The following is an 18,723-nucleotide window of genomic DNA, read 5'->3' as shown; positions in this document are numbered from 1 at the left end:
CTGTCTCTGAATCCGTGATCGTGTCGAATGAAGCGCTACAAAGGCGATCGTGGACGCCGGTCACGCTCATACTTCGCTTTCGGAAATACCGAGTTCGTCGTCGATGAAGCGGAAGACCTCGTCGGGGGTCTCCCAGTCCTCGTCCTCGCCCGTGTCCTCCGCCTCGGCGCCGCGCCAGGAGTCGAGGATCGAGCGCAGCCGGTGCGCGATGGCCTCGCGTTCCTCGGCCGCGACCTCAGCTGCGGCCAATGAGCCACCGATCAGGTCGAGTTGGGCGAGCAGGGATGCCGCGGTGGTGCCGTTATCGGCGCCCGGCGTCGCGCCGAACTGCTCGGCGAGGTGGCCGGCGAGGCGCTGCGGATTCGGATAGTCGAACACCAGGGTCGACGGAATGGCGAGGCCGGTCGCCGTCTGGAGACGGTTGCGCAGTTCCAGAGCGCTGAGGGAATCGAATCCGAGTTCCCGGAAAGCCTGGGTGGTGTCGATCTGCTCGCGCGAGGCATAGCCGAGCACCGCGGCCACGTGGTCGCGTACCAGCGCGAGGAGTTGCTCCGTACGGTCGGGAAGGGCCAGCGCCGAAAGGCGGTCCGCCAGGGTGCCGGCCTCCTGTCGGCGGTCGGCAGCGGACGGCCGCCCGCGCTTGCCGGCGAGGGTGCGCCACAGCGGGGGGAGGTCGCTGCGGGTGCGGAGGGCGCCGAGGTCCAGCCGGGTCAGCGCGATGGCTGCTTGCGGACCGGAGAGGGCGGCGTCGAACATCGCCAGGCCCTGGTCCACGGTGAAGGGCGGGGTCCCGGAGGCGGTGATACGGCGCATGTCCGCCTCCGACAACTCACCCGTCAGACCCGCACCTTGAGACCACGGGCCCCACGCCATCGACACCGCGGGAAGACCGGCGTGGCGGCGGTGCTGCATGAGCGTGTCCAGGAAGACGTTGGCCGCCGCGTAGTTGCCCTGCCCCGGGCTGCCCAGCACACCCGCGAGCGAGGAGAACACCACGAAGTGCGTGAGGTCACGGTCCCGGGTCAGCTCGTGCAGATTCCAGGCCGCATCCACCTTCGGCGCCAGCACCCGGGCCAACCGCTCCGCGGTCAGCGACGAGACCAGCCCGTCGTCCACCACCCCCGCCGTGTGGACCACACCGCTCAACGGCACGTCCGCCAGCAACTCCGCCAACGCTCCACGGTCACTGACATCACAGGCCGCAACCCGGGCCCGGGCACCCAACTCGGTCAGTTCCGCGATGAGTTCGGCGCCGCCACCACGACGGCTGACCAGCAGCAGGTCCCGCACACCGTGCGTACGCACCAGGTGCCGGGCCACCTCCCGCCCGAGCCCGCCCGTACCACCGGTGACCAGCACCGTACCGTCGCCAAAGCCCGCAGACTCCGCATCCGGAGCGTCCGGGGTGGCCGTCACGCGCACCAGGCGCGCCGCACGGACGACACCCTCCCGGACGACCACCTGCGGCTCCCCACCAGCCGCGAGCTTGGCGATGAGATCGGTGTCCAGAGAGGTGGCCGACGCTTCGACGTCCACCAGGGCGATCCGCCCGGGGTGTTCCGCCTGCGCCGACCGCACCAGACCCCACACCGCCGAACCCGCCAGATCAGCGACCGCCTCCCCCGGCTCCGCCTCGACCGCACCCCGCGTCGCCACCACCAACCGGCTCCCGCCGAACCGCTCATCCCCCACCCACCGCTGCACCTGAGCCAACACCCACGCCGTCAGCCCATGCGCCGACCCCACCACATCGCCCGCGGCACCGTAGGCCGCCAACACCAGCACATCCGCACCCGGTTCGACGTCCTCCGACACACCGAACACCGCCACACCCGCACCCGCACCCGGCACCTCCTCCGGCACCGCCACCACCGACGACCAGTCGACCGCCAGCATCGCGCCCGCCTGGGCGTCACCGGCGGGGCCGGTGGATGTGACCGGCTGGAGCACCAGGGTGCCGATCGTCAGCACCAACCGGCCGTCGGCGTCGACCAGTTCGACGCGGACACTGTCGGGGCCCGTACGGACCATGTGCACCCGGGTCGCCGTCGCGCCGCCCGCGTGCAGGGCCACGTCGGTGAAGCTGAACGGCATACGACCGGCAGGCGCCGGGTCGAGCCCGGCGAAGGTGCTCGCCTGGAGCGCGGCGTCCAGCAGCGCCGGGTGCACCCCGAACCTGCGGGCCCGGTCGGCGTCCTCGTCCGCCACGGCGACCTCGGCGTAGACCTCCTCGGCGCCAACCCACACGTGCCGCAGGCCCTGGAACGCGGGGCCGTACACGAAACCGTCGGCTGCGAGCGCCGGGTAGAAGTCGCCGATGTCGGCCTGCGCGATGTCCACCGGCGGCCACTGCCACCCGGCCGGCTCGGGGGCGGCTACCTCGCCGAGCACGGCGGTCGCGTGGCGGGTCCAGGGCTCGTCCTCGCCGGTACGGGCGTACACCGCGAGCCCACTGTCGTCATTGACCACCACCTGCACCTGCACGCTCCCGGTCTCGGGAACGACCAACGGCGCCTCCACGACCAACTCCCGCAGACCACCGGCCCCCACGGCATCCGCACCCCGAACCGCCAGCTCCACAAAGCCCGTTCCGGGGAACAGCACCACCCCGTGCACCGCGTGATCCCGCAACCACGGCTGCGTACGGAGCGACAACCGCGACGTCAGCACCACCGCACCCGAATCCGGCACCGACACCACCGCACCCAGCAACGGATGCTCCGCCGACACCAGCCCGGCCGCCGTCACGTCGCCCCCGACCAGAGACGCCTGCGGCCAGTAACGGCGCCGCTGGAAGGCGTACGTCGGCAGATCCACCCAGGCGGTGGGCCTGCGCGAGCCGAACAGCGCGTCCCACGCCACCGGAACGCCCTGCACGAACAACTGGCCGAGCGCCTGAAGCACGGTGCCCGCGTCGTCACGGTCCTTGCGCATCAGGGCCACCGCGACCGCGTCTTCGGCGTTCGCCTGCGCCAACCCCGCCACGACACCGTCAGGACCCGCATCCACGAACGTGTCCACACCCTGCGCCCTCAACCACGCCAAACCATCCGCGAACCGCACCGCCGAACGCACCTGCTGCGCCCAATACTTCGACGACGTCATGTCCGCAGGCTCACCCGTCAAATTCGACACCACAGGGATGCGCGGCTCCGAAAACTCCACGTCGGCGATCGCCGCCATGAAGTCCTCCACCATCGGGTCCATCAACGCCGAATGGAACGCATGAGACACCCGCAGCCGCGTCGTCTTCACACCCAGCGCCTTGAACCGCTCACCCACCGCGAGAACAGCGGCTTCATCGCCCGAAATGACCACGGAGCCGGGCGCGTTGACCGCCGCGAGCGACACCTCGTCGGACAGGTGCGGCCGTACGTCCTCCTCCGGCGCGGCAATCGCCACCATCGCCCCACCCGCCGGAAGCCCCTGCATCAAACGCGCCCGCGCCGCCACCAAACGGCACGCATCCGACAGCGAGAACACCCCCGCCACATGAGCCGCCGCCACCTCACCAATGGAGTGCCCCAGCAGATAATCCGGCTCCACCCCGAACGACTCCAGCAACCGGAACAACGCCACCTCGACCGCGAACAGCGCCGGCTGCGCCCACCCCGTGGAGTTCAGCCCATCAGCGTCCTCACCCCACACCACATCCCGCAACGGGACCTCGAGGTGCTGGTCCAGTTCAGCCACCACCTCATCGAAAGCCGCAGCGAACACCTCGGACTCCCCGTACAACACCCGCCCCATCCCCAGCCGTTGCGCACCCTGACCCGCGAACAACACCGCCACCCGACGGCCACCGGCCGCCACACCGTCCACCACGTTCGCCACCGACTCCCCCGCCGCCAACGCCCGCAACCCCGCCATCAGCTCACCCGCATCAGCACCCACCACCACGGCCCGATGCTCGAACAACGACCGCGACAACAACGCCGCACCCACCGCCACCGGGTCCCGACCCTCCACCACCGACACCAACCGCCCCGCCTGCGCCCGCAACGCCTCCCCCGTACGACCCGACACCACCCACACCGTCTCCGCGCCGTCCCCCACCACGGACTCCGGCTCCACGTCCACCTCAGGCGCGGCCTCCAGGATTACGTGCGCGTTCGTCCCCGAGATACCGAACGACGACACCCCCGCCCGCCGAACCCTCCCCGTCTCCGGCCACGCCACCGACTCCGTCACCAACCGCACATGCCCCTGCTCCCAGTCCACGTGCGAGCTCGGCTCATCCACATGCAACGTCCGCGGCAACACCCCGTGCCGCATCGCCAACACCATCTTGATCACACCCGCCACACCCGCAGCCGCCTGCGTATGACCGATGTTCGACTTCACCGCACCCAACCACAACGGCCGCTCCTCCGAACGCCCTTGACCGTAGGTCGCCAGCACCGCCTGGGCCTCGATCGGGTCACCCAGCGTCGTCCCCGTACCGTGCGCCTCCACCGCGTCCACATCCGCCGCACCCAACCCCGCAGCCGCCAACGCCTGCCGGATCACCCGCTGCTGCGACGGACCGTTCGGCGCCGTCAAACCATTCGACGCACCATCCTGGTTCACCGCACTGGACCGCACCACCGCCAACACCCGATGACCATTCCGCTCCGCATCCGAGAGCCGCTCCACCACCAACACACCCATGCCCTCACTGAAGCCCGTCCCATCCGCCGCCTCAGCAAACGCCTTGCACCGACCATCAGCAGACAACCCACCCTGCTGCGCAAACCCCACAAACGTGTGCGGCAACGCGTTCACCGTCACCCCCGCCACCAACGCCAACGCACACTCCCCACCCCGCAACGCCTGACCCGCAAGGTGCAGCGCCACCAGCGACGACGAACACGCCGTATCCACCGTCACCGCCGGACCCACCAACCCCAACGCATACGCCACCCGCCCCGACAACACACTCTGCGCACCACCCGTCAGCAACTGCGCATCCGCGTCGGCATCCACCAACGCCGCCGAGACGACCTCCGAATAACCCGACTGGTAGCTGCCGACGAACACACCTGTTGATGAACCCGCCAGCGCGAGCGGGTCGATACCCGCGTGCTCCAGCGCCTCCCACGCCCCCTCCAGCAGCAACCGCTGCTGCGGGTCCGTGGCCAGCGCCTCCCGCGGCGACATCGCGAAGAACCCGGCGTCGAAGTCCAACGCGCCCACCACGAAGCCGCCGGCGTGGGCGAGTTCGGTCAGCAGGCCGGTGTCCCAACCGCGGTCGCCGGGGAACTCGCCCATGCCGTCGCGGCCTTGGGCGAGCAGGTCCCACAGCCGGTCCGGGTCCGAGGCGCCGCCGGGGAAGCGGCAGGCCATGCCGACAATGACCAGGGGGTCGTCGTCCACCGAGCGCAGCGCGGGCAGCGCCTCGGTCGGGGTGGCCGCGACGCCGCCGAGGCGCTCGTCCAGGAAGTCGGCGAGGCGGACGGCGTTGGGGTAGTCGAAGACGAGGGTCGAGGGCAGGGCGATTTCGGTCACGGTCTGGAGCCGGTTGCGCAGTTCGACCGCGGTCAGCGAGTCGAACCCGACGTCGCGGAAGGGCTGTTCGGGGGCGACCTGGCTCGCCGAGCTGTGGCCGAGCACCACGGCGGCGTGGTCGCGGACGAGGTCGAGCAGATGGCTCCGCCGCTGGTCGGCGCTGAGCCCGGCCAGTCGGGCGGCGAGGCCGCCGCCGGTGTGGTCGGCGGTGCCCGCGCGGGCCCGGGTGCGCCGGGCCGGGCCGCCGGCGAGGGAGCGGAAGAGGGCGGGGACGTCGGCGGTGGCCCGCAGGGCGGCGGCCTTCAGCTCGGTCAGGCCGAGCAGCGGCCGGTCGGCGGCCAGCGCCCGGTCGAAGAGGGCCATGCCCTGCTGCTCCGAGATCGGGCGCATGCCCAGCCGGCCGAGCCGGTGCATGTCGGTGCCGGAGAGCGCGCCGGTCAGGCCGAGGCTCTGGTCCCAGGGCCCCCAGGCCATGGAGACACCGGCGAGCCCGGCCGCCCGGCGGTGCCGTACCAGGGCGTCGAGGTAGACGTTGCCCGCGGCGTAGTTGCCCTGGCCGGGGCTGCCGATGAGCCCGGCGAGCGAGGAGAAGACCACGAACATCGCGAGGTCCTGGTCGCGGGTCAGCTCGTGCAGGTGCCAGGCCGCGTCCACCTTGGGGGTGAGGACGCGGTGGAGTTGGCCGGGGGTCAGCGTGGAGATCACGCCGTCGTCCAGGACGCCCGCGGTGTGCACCACCCCCGCGAGGCGCACGCCGTCCAGGGCGGCCGCCAGCGCGTCGCGGTCGGCGGCGTCGCATGCCGCCACGGTGACCTCGGCGCCCTGGGCCGTCAGCTCCTCGACCAGCGCGTCCGCGCCGGGCGCGGCGCCGCCCCGGCGGCTGAGCAGCAGCAGGCTGCGTACGCCGTGCGCGGCCACGAGGTGCCGGGCGACCGCGCTGCCGAGGCCGCCGGTGCCGCCGGTGATCAGGACGGTGCCGTCGAGCGTGACGGGTGCGGTGTCCGCGCCGCCCGTCACGTCCGCGCGCACCAGCTGCGGGGCGAGCAACGTACCGCCGCGCACTGCGAGTTGGGGCTCGCCGGTGCCGAGCGCGCGGGCCGGCACGTCGGAGGAGATGACAGCATCGGTGTCGGCATCGGTGTCGAGCAGGACGAACCTGCCCGGGTCCTCGCTCTGCGCCGACCGGACCAGCCCCCACACGGCGGCCGCGGCCAGATCGGTGACGGTCTCGCCCGGGTGGGCGGCGACCGCGCCGCGGGTGCGGACGACCAGCCGTTCGCCGGTGAAGTCCCGCACCTGGGTCAGGGCCCATTCCACGGCCGCGTGGACCGCCTCCGGTGAGGTGTCCGCCGCGGCGGGCACGTCGAGCAGCACGTGGCCGTCGGACGCGGCGGCGCCGACCGGCTCGGGCACCTCGTTCCACACGAGGTCGAGCACCGTCTCCGCCGTGTGGCCCGCGCCGAGCGCCCGCTCCTGGACCGGGCGCATGACCAGCGAGCCGATCGACAGCACGGGTGCGCCGGTCTCGTCGGCCAGGACCGCCGTGACGGCGTCCGGTCCGGTGCGCGCCATCCGCACCCGTACGGCCTTCGCGCCGGCGGCGTGCAGGGTGACGTCGTTGAACGCGAAGGGCAGTCGGCCGAGTTCGGCGGGGTCCAGGCCGGCGAAGGTGTTCGGGTGCAGGGCCGCGTCGAGCAGCGCCGGGTGAATGCCGAACGCCGTGGCGGCGGTGCCCTGGTCGTCGGGCAGGGCCGCCTCGGCGTAGATCCGGCCGTCCTGCCGCCACGCCCGGGTCAGCCCCTGGAAGACCGGGCCGTACCCGAACCCGTCGTCGGCGCTGCGCTCGTAGAAGTCCGCGAGGTCCACCGGTGTGCTGCCCGGCGGCGGCCACGCGCCCGCCAGCTCGGCGGTGTCAACGGATGCGCCGTCTACGGCGGTTGCCCCGGTGGCGTGGCGGGTCCAGGGCTCTTCCTCGCCGGTACGGGCGTACACCGCCACCGTACGATCCGCCCCGTCCACGACGACCTGCACCTGGACGCTCCCGGTCTCGGGAACGACCAACGGCGCCTCCACGACCAACTCCCGCAGACCACCCGCCCCCACCGCGTCCGCACCCCGAACCGCCAACTCCACAAAGCCCGTTCCGGGAAAGAGCACCGTGCCGTGCACCGCGTGATCCCGCAACCACGGCTGCGCCCGCAACGACAACCGCGACGTCAGGACGACCGTGCCCGAACCCGGCACCGACACCACCGCACCCAGGAGCGGATGTTCCGCCGACACCAGCCCCGCCGCCGCCACATCCCCCGCCACCAACGACGGCTCCGGCCAGTACCGACGCCGCTGGAACGCATACGTCGGCAAACTCACCCGCCCCGACACCCGCCCCGCGAACAGCCCGTCCCACGTCACGGAGACGCCGTGCACGAACAACTCCGCGGCCGACAGCAGGAACCGGTCCAAGCCGCCCTCGTTACGGCGCAGGGTGCCCGTCGCCACGGTGTCCTCACCCAAGGTGTCCTGCACGGCCATCGTCAACACCGGGTGCGGGCTGACCTCGACGAACGCGGTGAAACCATCGGCCGCCAGAGCCCGCGTCGCCTGCTCGAACTCCACGGTCTGCCGCAGATTGCGATACCAGTAACCGGCATCCAGGGTGGAGGTGTCGATGCGCTCGCCCGACACGGAGGAGTACATGGGCACGGGGGACGTGACCGGGCTCACCTCGGCCAGATCGGCGAGGACCTGGGTCTCGATCAGCTCCACGTACGCCGAGTGGGAGGCGTAGTCCACGGGGACCTTGCGGGCCCGCACTTCCCGCTCCTCGCACCGGGCGATCAGCGCCTCCAGCTCCTCCACCGGACCCGCTGCCACCACCGCCCCCGGACCGTTCACGACCGCCACGGACACGTTCTCCGGCAGCAGTTCGCGCACCTCATCGACTGGCAGTGAGACCGCGACCATGCCGCCCTTACCCGCCAACTCGCCCGCGATAGCGCGGCTCCGCAACGCCACCACCCGCGCACCGTCATCCAGTGACAGCCCACCCGCGACAACGGCTGCCGCGATCTCACCCTGCGAATGCCCCACCACCGCCGCCGGCTCCACACCCCACGAACGCCACACCGCCGCCAACGACACCATCACCGCCCACAACACCGGCTGCACCACATCCACCCGCGCCAACGCAGCCTCGTCATCCAGGACTTCCAGCAACTCCCACTCCACGAACGGCCGCAACGCCTCCCCACACGCCACCATCGACCCCCGGAACACCTCCGAGGCACCCATCAACCCCGCCGCCATCCCCACCCACTGAGCACCCTGACCCGGGAACACGAACACCACTTGCCGACCCCGACCAGCAGGCGCGGCCCCACTCACCACATGGCCCACCGGCTCACCGGCCGCCAACGCCCGCAACCCAGCCGCCAGTTCGGCCCGGTCCGCCCCCACCACCACCGCACGGTGATCGAACAACGACCGCGACAGCAGCGCCGCACCCACACCCACCGGCTCCCACTCCGCAGACTCCACCGCCGACAGCAGACGCTCCGCCTGACCCCGCACCCCGTCCTCGGCCCGGGCGGAGAGCACCCACGCCACGGCTGCGTCGTCGGGCTCGCCCTCTTCCGCGTCCGCGACCTCCGCCGGAGCCGCCGGGCCCTCCAGGATCACGTGCACGTTCGTCCCGGACATCCCGAACGACGACACACCCGCCCGCCGCACCCGACCCGTCTCCGGCCACGGCTGCTGCTCGGTGAGCAGCCGTACCTGCCCCGCCGTCCAGTCCACCCGGGTGCTCGGCTCGTCCACGTGCAGGGTGCGGGGCAGCACCCCGTGCCGCATCGCGAGCACCATCTTGATCACACCCGCCACACCCGCAGCCGCCTGCGTATGACCGATGTTCGACTTCAACGACCCGAGCCACAACGGCCGTTCCGCTGACCGCCCCTGCCCGTACGTCGCCAGCAACGCCTGCGCCTCGATCGGGTCACCCAACGTCGTCCCCGTACCGTGCGCCTCCACCGCGTCCACATCGGCCGGCGTGAGCGAAGCCGCCGCCAGCGCCTGCCGGATCACCCGCTGCTGCGACGGACCGTTCGGCGCCGTCAGACCGTTCGACGCACCGTCCTGGTTCACCGCGCTGGACCGTACGACCGCCAGTACCTCGTGACCATTCCGCTCCGCATCCGACAACCGCTCCACCACCAGCACACCCACACCCTCGGACCAGCCCGTCCCGTCCGCCGCGTCCGCGAACGCCCGGCACCGCCCGTCCGACGACAAACCGCCCTGCCGGCTGAACTCCACGAACGTGTTCGGCGTGGCCATCACCGTGACACCGCCGGCCAGCGCGAGCGAGCACTCCCCCGCCCGCAGCGCCTGGCCGGCGAGGTGGAGCGCCACCAGCGACGACGAGCAGGCCGTGTCCACAGTGACCGCGGGACCCTCGAGGCCGAGGGTGTAGGCGACCCGGCCGGAGGCGACGCTGAAGGCGCCGCCGGTCAGGAGGTGGCCCTGGGTCTCCTCCAGCGAACCGACCAGCTCGCCGTAGCCGGACTGGCTGATGCCGAAGACGACGCCGGTGGGGCTGCCGGCGAGGGACTGGGGGTCGATCCCGGCGTCCTCGAGCGCGGCCCAGGACGTCTCCAGCAGCAGCCGCTGCTGGGGGTCCATCGCCAGCGCCTCGCGGGGCGAGATGCCGAAGAAGGCGGCGTCGAAGCCGTCGGCCGCGACGAAGCCGCCGCTGCGGGTGACGGAGGTGCCGCTGCGGGTGCCCTCGGCGTCGTGGAGCTGCTCGATGTCCCAGTCGCGGTCCTCGGGGAAGCCCGCGATGGCGTCGGTGCCCGAGGCGACGAGCTGCCACAGCTCGTCGGGGCTGGTGACGCCGCCGGGGAAGCGGCAGGCCATGCCGACGATGGCCAGCCGGTCGTCGTCGGCGAGCGCCCGGGCCGGCGCGGCGCCGCCCGCGTTCGGGGTGACGCCGTCGAGCAGGCCCGCCAGGTACTGGGCGAGGCGCAGCGGCGTCGGGTAGTCGAAGACCATCGAGTCCGCGACGGGCAGGCCGGTGCCGCGCTTGACGCGGTTGCGCAGCTCGACGCCCATCAGCGAGTCGAAGCCCATCTCGCGGAAGGCGGTGGTGGCGCTGAGGTGCCGGCCCGAGGCGTGGCCGAGGACGGCTGCCGCGTGGTCGCGGACGAGGGTGAGGAGGTGGTCCTCGCGCTCGGGCCCGGTCAGCCCGGCGAGCTGTTCGGCGAGGCCGCCGGCGAGTCGCCGCGCGTCGCCGGCCCGGCGCCGGGCCGGGCCGCCGGCCAGTGCGCGGAAGACGGGCAGGTCGTCGCGGGCGCGGAGGGCTGCGAGGTCCAGGTCGGCGAGGCCGAGCAGGGCCCGGCCGGAGGTCAGGGCGCGGTCGAAGAGGGCCAGGCCCTGGGGCACCGACAGCGGGCGCAGGCCCGAGCGGGCCAGCCGCCGCATGTCGGCGTCGGTCAGCACCGCGGTGAGGCCGACGTCCTGGGTCCAGGCGCCCCAGGCCATGGAGACGCCGGGCAGGCCGGCGTGGCGCCGGGCGTGCATGAGCGCGTCGAGGAAGACGTTGGCCGCGGCGTAGTTGGCCTGGCCGGGGTTGCCGAGGATGCCGGACAGCGAGGAGAACACCGCGAAGAGGGTGAGGTCGCGGTCCCGGGTCAGCTCGTGCAGGTGCCAGGCCGCGTCCGCCTTCGGCGCCAGCACCCGGGCCAGCCGGTCCGCGGTCAGCGACGAGACCAGCCCGTCGTCCACCACCCCCGCCGTGTGCACGACACCGGTCAACGGCACGTCCGCCAGCAACTCCGCCAGCGCATCACGGTCGCTCACGTCACACGCCGCAACGGTCACCTCGGCGCCTTCCGCGCCCAACTCCTCGGCCAACTCCGGTGCGCCCTCAGCCGCAAGACCGCGCCGGCTCACCAGCAGCAGGCTCCGCACACCATGCGTACGCACCAGGTGCCGGGCCACCTCCCGGCCGAGCCCGCCCGTACCGCCGGTGACCAGCACCGTGCCCTCGGGGGCGGCGTACGGCGACTCGTCCCGCGGGGCGACGCGGATCAGCCGTGCCGCTCTGATCTCCTCGCCGCGCAGGGCGAGTTGGGGTTCGGCGGTGCGTACGGCCCGGGCCAGCCGGCGTACGTCGAGGGCCTTGCCGGGTTCGGCGTCCACGAGCAGGACGCGGCCCGGGTGCTCGCGCTGTGCGGTACGCAGCAGGCCCCATACGGCGGCCGCGCCGAGGTCCGGCACCGGCTCGTCGGGGTGGGTGGCGACGGCGCCGCGGGTGAGGGCGACGAGCGTCGTGTCGGCGAAGCGCTCCTCGGCCAGCCAGGACTGGAGCTGTTCGAGGGCCCGGCGGGTGGTGGCGTGGACCGACCGCACCATGGCGTCCGGCGCGTCCTCGGCGTTCTCGGCGTTCTCGGCGTCCTCCGCGGACTGCCCCGACACGGCCACCACGATGTACGGGGGCGGGTGTTCGTCAGCGAGGACGTCGTCGAGACTCGGGTAGGCGGCCTCCGGCAGCCACGCGGTGTCGGCGCCGGGTGCCTGGACGAAGGCGAAGTGTACGTCGTCCACGCCGTCGTCGGGGACGGGCAGCGCGGGCCAGTCGAGGGCCAGCTCGGTGCCGCTGCGGGCGCCGGCCGCCAGGCCGGACGCGGGCGGCGCACCCAGGGTCACAGTGCCGATGGACAGCACCAACGCGCCGTTGGCGTCGGCGAGTTCGACGCTCACGCGGTCGGGGCCGGTGCGGACCACCCGGGCCCGGGCCGCGGTCGCGCCCGCGGCGTGCAGGGTCGCGTCGGCAAAGCCCACCGGCACCCGGCCGGGGAGCGCCGGGTCCCACCCCGCGTAGGCGACGGCCTGGAGCGCGGCGTCCAGCAGCGCCGGGTGTACCCCGAACCTGCGGGCCCGGTCGGCCTCGCCCTCGGGCACCTCGACCTCGGCCAGCACCGCGCCGTCGGCCCGCCACACCTGCCGCAGACCCTGGAACGCCGGGCCGTACACCAGGCCCTCGTCCGCGGCCAGTTCGTAGCAGCCCGCGAGGTCCACCCGCGCACCGCTCTCCGGCGGCCACGGCCACCCGCCCTCACCCGAGGCGACGGCGTCACCGAGTGCGGCGGTCGCGTGCCGGAGCCACGCGTCGTCGTCGGAGCGGCGCGAGTAGATCTCCGCCCGGGAGTCCGCCACCACGACCTGGAGCTGGACGCTTCCGGCCTCGGGGACGACGAGCGGCGCCTCCACCGCCAACTCCCGCAGCCCGCCCGCACCCACGGCGTCCGCGCCCCGAACCGCCAGCTCCACCAGGCCCGTTGCCGGGAACACCACCGTGCCGTGCACCGCGTGGTCGGCCAGCCACGGCTGCGTACGGAGCGACAGCCGCGAGGTCAGGACCACCGTGTCCGAGGTGGGCACGGACACCACCGCACCGAGCAGCGGGTGTTCGGCGGATGCCAGCCCGGCCGCCGTCACGTCGCCCCCGACCAGGGACGCCTGCGGCCAGTAACGGCGGCGCTGGAAGGCGTACGTCGGCAGGTCCACCCAGGTGGGCTTGCGGTCGCCGAACAGGCCGTCCCACCTCACCGGCACGCCGTGCGCGAAGAGTTGGCCCAGCGCCCGGAGCACGGTGCGCTCGTCGTCATGGTCCTTGCGCATCAGGGCCACCGCGACCGCGTCTTCGGCGTTGGCCTGCGCCAGCCCCGCCACGACGCCGTCAGGACCCGCGTCCACGAACGTGTCCACGCCCTGCGCCGCCAGCCACGCCAACCCGTCCGCGAAGCGGACCGCCGAACGGACCTGCTGCGCCCAGTACGTGGGGGACGTCATGTCCGCGGGCTCACCCGTCAGGTTCGACACCACGGGGATGCGCGGCTCGGCGAACGTCACGTCGGCGATCGCCGCGGTGAAGTCCGCCAGCATCGGGTCCATCAGGGCCGAGTGGAACGCGTGCGACACCCGCAGCCGCGTCGTCTTCACGCCCTGCGCCTTGAAGTGCTCACCCACCGCGAGGACAGCGGCCTCCTCGCCCGACACCACTACCGAGCCAGGCGCGTTGACCGCCGCCACCGAGACGCCCTCGGGCAGCTGGGGCAGCACCTCAGCCTCCGGGGCGGCGATAGCGACCATCGCCCCACCCGCCGGAAGTGCCTGCATCAAACGGGCGCGGGCAGCCACCAAACGGCACGCATCCCGCAGGTCGAAGACCCCCGCCACATAAGCCGCCGCCACCTCACCGATCGAGTGCCCCAGCAGATAATCCGGCTCCACCCCGAACGACTCCAGCAACCGGAACAACGCCACCTCGACGGCGAACAACGCCGGCTGCGCCCACCCCGTGGAGTTCAGCCCATCAGCGTCCTCGCCCCACACCACCTCCCGCAGCGGGACATCGAGGTGCCGGTCCAACTCCGCCACCACCTCGTCGAAGGCCGCAGCGAACACCGCCGACTCCCCGTACAACACCCGCCCCATCCCCAGCCGTTGCGCACCCTGGCCCGCGAACAGCACCGCCACCCGGCGCCCGTTCCGCCCCACACCCTGCGCCACGTTCGCCACCGACTCACCCGCCGCCAACGCCCGCAACCCATCCGTCAGCTCACCCGCATCAGCACCCACCACCACCGCCCGATGCTCGAACACCGACCGCGACAACAACGCCACACCCACCGCCACCGGGTCCCGGCCCTCCACCGCCGACACCAACCGCCCCGCCTGCGCCCGCAACGCCTCCCCCGTACGACCCGACACCACCCACACCGTCCCGGCACCGTCCGCCGGTGCCGCTTCACCCTCCGCCTCGGGCCCCGCACCGACCTCAGGCGCCGCCTCCAGGATCACGTGCGCGTTCGTCCCGGAAATACCGAACGACGACACCCCCGCCCGCCGAACCCTCCCCGTCTCCGGCCACGCCACCGACTCCGTCAACAACCGCACCTCACCAGCAGCCCAGTCCACATGCGAACTCGGCTCGTCCACGTGCAACGTCCGCGGAAGCACCCCGTGCCGCAGCGCCAGCACCGTCTTGATCACGCCGGCGACCCCGGCCGCGGCCTGGGTGTGCCCGATGTTCGACTTCAACGAGCCGAGCCACAGCGGCCGTTCCGCCGGCCGCCCCTGCCCGTAGGTCGCCAGTACCGCCTGGGCCTCGATCGGGTCGCCCAGCGTCGTCCCGGTGCCGTGGGCCTCCACCATGTCCACGTCGGACGGCGACAGCGAGGCCGCGGCCAGCGCCTGCCGGATCACCCGCTGCTGCGACGGACCGTTCGGCGCGGTCAGACCATTCGACGCACCATCCTGGTTCACCGCACTGGACCGCACCACCGCCAGCACGCGATGACCATTCCGCTCGGCGTCCGAGAGCCGCTCCACCACCAGCACACCCATGCCCTCGCTGAAGCCCGTCCCATCCGCCGCCTCAGCAAACGCCTTGCACCGACCATCAGCAGACAACCCACCCTGCTGCGCAAACCCCACAAACGTGTGCGGCAGCGCGTTCACCGTCACCCCCGCCACCAACGCCAGCGAGCACTCCCCACCCCGCAACGCCTGACCCGCAAGGTGCAGCGCCACCAGCGACGACGAGCACGCCGTATCCACCGTCACCGCCGGACCCACCAACCCCAGCGCATACGCCACCCGCCCGGACAGGACGCTCTGCGCACCACCCGTGAGGAGCTGCGCCTCCGCGTCCGTGTCCGGCAGCGCGGCGGAGACCACCTCCGCGTACCCGGACTCGTAGCTGCCGACGAACACACCCGTCGGGGAACCCGCCAGCGCGAGCGGGTCGATACCCGCGTGCTCCAGCGCCTCCCACGCCCCCTCCAGCAGCAACCGCTGCTGCGGGTCCGTGGCCAGCGCCTCCCGCGGCGACATCGCGAAGAAACCGGCGTCGAAGTCCAACGCGCCCTCGACGAAGCCGCCGGCGAGGCGGCCCGCGGTGTCGGGGCCGTAGAGGTGTTCCAGGTCCCAGTCGCGGTCCGTCGGGAAGCCGGTGATGGCATCGCGCTCGCCGATGACGAGGTCCCACATCCGGTCCGGGCCGGTGATGCCGCCCGGGAAGCGGCAGGACATGCCGACGATGACCAGGGGGTCGTCGCCGGTGGCCGGGGCGGGGGCGGGCAGCGGGGCGGCGGTGTCGTCGGCGGCGCGGGTGCCGCCGAGCCGGTCGGCGAGGAAGGCCGCGAGGCGGGCGGGTGTGGGGTAGTCGAAGACCATGCTGGTCGGGATGGGCAGGCCGGTGGCGGCCTGGAGCCGGTTGCGCAGGTCGACGGCGGTCATCGAGTCGAAGCCGGCGGAGCGGAAGGGCACGGCGGGGTCGACGTCCGTGCCGCCGCGGTGGCCGAGCAGGGCGGCGGCGTGGTCGCGGACGAGGCCGAGCAGATAGGTGTCGCGTTCCTTGGCGGACAGCGGGGCGAGAGCGCGCAGCAGCGCGTCGTCCTGCTCGGCGACCGCGGCGGGCGCGGGAGTACCGGCCGGTGCGGCGGTGAGCTGCCGGGCGGGGGCCTCGCCGAGGCCGGCGACGGTGTGCCGTTCGCGCTGGAAGGCGTAGGTGGGCAGCTTGACGCGCCGCGGCCGCAGTCCTTCGAGCAGGGCGGTCCAGGTGACGGGCACGCCGTGCACGTGGACCTGCGCGACCGAGGTCAGGAAGCGGTCCAGGCCGCCCTGGTCGCGGCGCAGGCTGCCGGTGACGAGCGCGGGGCCGGCCGTGTCGCCGAGGGAGTCCAGCGTGTCCTGGACGGGCACGGTGAGCACCGGGTGCGGGCTCACCTCCACCAGCACCGTGGTCCCGTCGGCGGCCAGTGCGCGGGTCGCGGTCTCGAACTGCACGGTCTGGCGCAGGTTGCGGTACCAGTAGTGCGCGTCGAGTTCCGCGGTGTCGAGGGGGGCGCCGGTCACGGAGGAGTACATCGGCACGGTGCCGGTCCGGGGGCGCAGGGGCGCGAGGTCGGCGAGCAGGCGGCTCTCGATCTCCTCGACGGCCGCGGAGTGCGAGGCGTAGTCGACGGAGACGGGGCGGAAGCGGATGCCGGTGTCGGCGCAGCGGGCGGCGAGTTCGTCGATGGCGGCGGACTCGCCGGAGACCACCACCGAGCCGGGGCCGTTGACGGTGGCGACGGACAGGCGGCCGTCCCAGGGGGCGATCAGTGCGGCGGCGTCGGGGGCGGGCAGGGAGACGACGGCCATGCCGCCGCGGCCGGTGAGGGTCTCGGCGATGGCCCGGCTGCGCAGGGCCACGACGCGGGCGCCGTCGGTCAGTGACAGGCCGCCGGCGACGACGGCGGCGGCGATCTCGCCCTGGGAGTGCCCGACGACGGCGGCCGGCTCCACGCCCATCCAGCGCCACAGGCGGGCGAGGGAGACCATGACGGCCCACAGGGCCGGCTGGACGACGTCGACGCGGGCGAGCAGGGCCTCGTCGTCCAGGGCGTCGGTCAGCGACCAGTCGACGAACGGGCGCAGGGCCTGTGCGCATTCCTCGAGGGCGGCGCGGAAGACCGGGGAGGCGGCTGTCAGTGCGGTGGCCATGCCGGTCCACTGGGCGCCCTGGCCGGGGAAGACGAACGCCACCCGGTGGTCGGGGCGGGCCGCGTGGCCCTGGACGAGGCCGGCGGCGGGCTCTCCTGCGGCCAGTGCGGCGAGTGCGGCGGCCAGTCGGTCCGGGTCGGCGCCGACGACGGCGGCGCGGTGGTCGAAGGTGGAGCGGGCGGTGAGCAGGGACCAGGCGATGTCCGCGGGGCGGGGCGCGGGGTCGGCTGCCATCCGGTGCCGGAGGCGTTCGGCCTGGGCGCGCAGTGCGGCGGCGGACTTGGCGGAGAGCACGAGGGCCAGTTCGCCGGGTGCGGGCTGCGGCGCGGGGTCGGGGGCGGGCTCGGGTGCCCGTAGCGGGGAGCTGAGCACCACGTGGCAGTTGGTGCCGCCCATGCCGAAGGAGGAGACCCCGGCGTGCAGCGGGCCGGCCGGCTCGGGCCAGGGTCCGGGTGCGGCGGCGACCCGCAGGTTCCACTCATCGGCGCGGATGGCGGGGTTGAGGCGCTGGAAGTTCAGGCTCGCCGGGATCTCGCGGTGCTTGAGCATGAGGGCGACCTTGAGCAGGCCGGTGATGCCCGCGGCGCCTTCGAGGTGGCCGACGTTGGTCTTCGCGGAGCCGACGAGCAGGGGGTGCCGGCGGTCGGGGCTGGTGCCGAGGCAGTGGCCGAGGGCTTCGGCCTCGACGGGGTCGCCGACCTTGGTGCCGGTGCCGTGCAGTTCGACGTACTGGACGGTGCCGGGGGCGACGCCGGCGCGTTCGTAGGCGCGGGTGAGGACGTCGCGCTGGCCGGTGACGGTGGGCACCAGGAGGCTGTCGCCGGCGCCGTCGTTGTTGACGGCGCTGCCGCGGATGACGCAGTGGACGTCGTCGCCGTCGGCGAGGGCGTCGGCAAGGAGTTTGAGGACGACGAAGCCGCCGCCTTCGCCGCGGACGTAGCCGTTGGCGCGTTCGTCGAAGGTGAAGCACTGCCCGTCGGGGGACAGCGCGCCGAGCCGGGCCTCCAGCAGGGCGGACTGCTCGGTGAGGTTGAGGTTGACGCCGCCGGCCAGGGCGAGCCGGGCCTCGCCGGTGCGCAGGCTCTCGCAGGCCATGTGGACGGCGACGAGCGAGGAGGACTGGCCGGTGTCCACCGTGAGGCTCGGCCCGCGCAGTCCGGCGAAGTAGGACAGCCGGTTGGCGATGACGGCGCGGTGGGTGCCCGCCATGGTGTGGTGGCTGAGGGCGCCGGGGCTGCGCAGAGCGGTCAGGTGGGCGTGGTCGCTGGCCATGGCGCCGACGTAGACGCCGACGGGCAGGCCGCGCAGGGTCTCCGGGACGAGTCCGGCGTCCTCCAGTGCCTCCCAGCCGAGTTCGAGGGCGAGGCGCTGCTGGGGGTCCATCTCGGCGCTCTCGCGGGGGGAGACGCCGAAGAAGGCGGCGTCGAAGGCGTCGGGGGCGTCGATGAAGGCGCCGCGGCGGACCAGGGCGCGCAGGGCCGGGTCGTGGCCGTCGTTGCCGTCCTGGTCGGGCCAGCGGCCGGCGGGGACGTCGGCGACGGCGTTGGTGCCGGTGCGCAGCAGCCGCCAGAAGCCGGCGGGGTCGGGGGCCTGCGGAAGGCGGCAGGACATTCCGACGACGGCGACGTCCGCTGCGGAGCAGCCGGGGAATTCGTGGTCCATCGATACGGCGTGGCCTTCGGCTGT

General features: G+C 73.3%; 1 protein-coding gene. It reads right to left on the bottom strand.

All coding sequences use genetic code 11. The features are described from left to right. Positions 1-66: 66 nt before the first annotated feature. Entirely contained in the window at positions 67-18,699 is an 18,633-nt protein-coding gene (locus AC3EVP_RS17775) for an SDR family NAD(P)-dependent oxidoreductase (RefSeq protein WP_435130980.1), read from the bottom strand. Positions 18,700-18,723 lie beyond the last annotated feature (24 nt).

Source organism: Actinacidiphila sp. bgisy144 (assembly GCF_057708105.1).
This window is presented reverse-complemented; position numbering and strand designations above follow the sequence as displayed.

Bases quoted from the DNA above. Each gene is read 5' to 3' on its own strand.
- AC3EVP_RS17775 (WP_435130980.1), bottom strand. From the start codon at position 18,699: ATGGACCACGAATTCCCCGGCTGCTCCGCAGCGGACGTCGCCGTCGTC.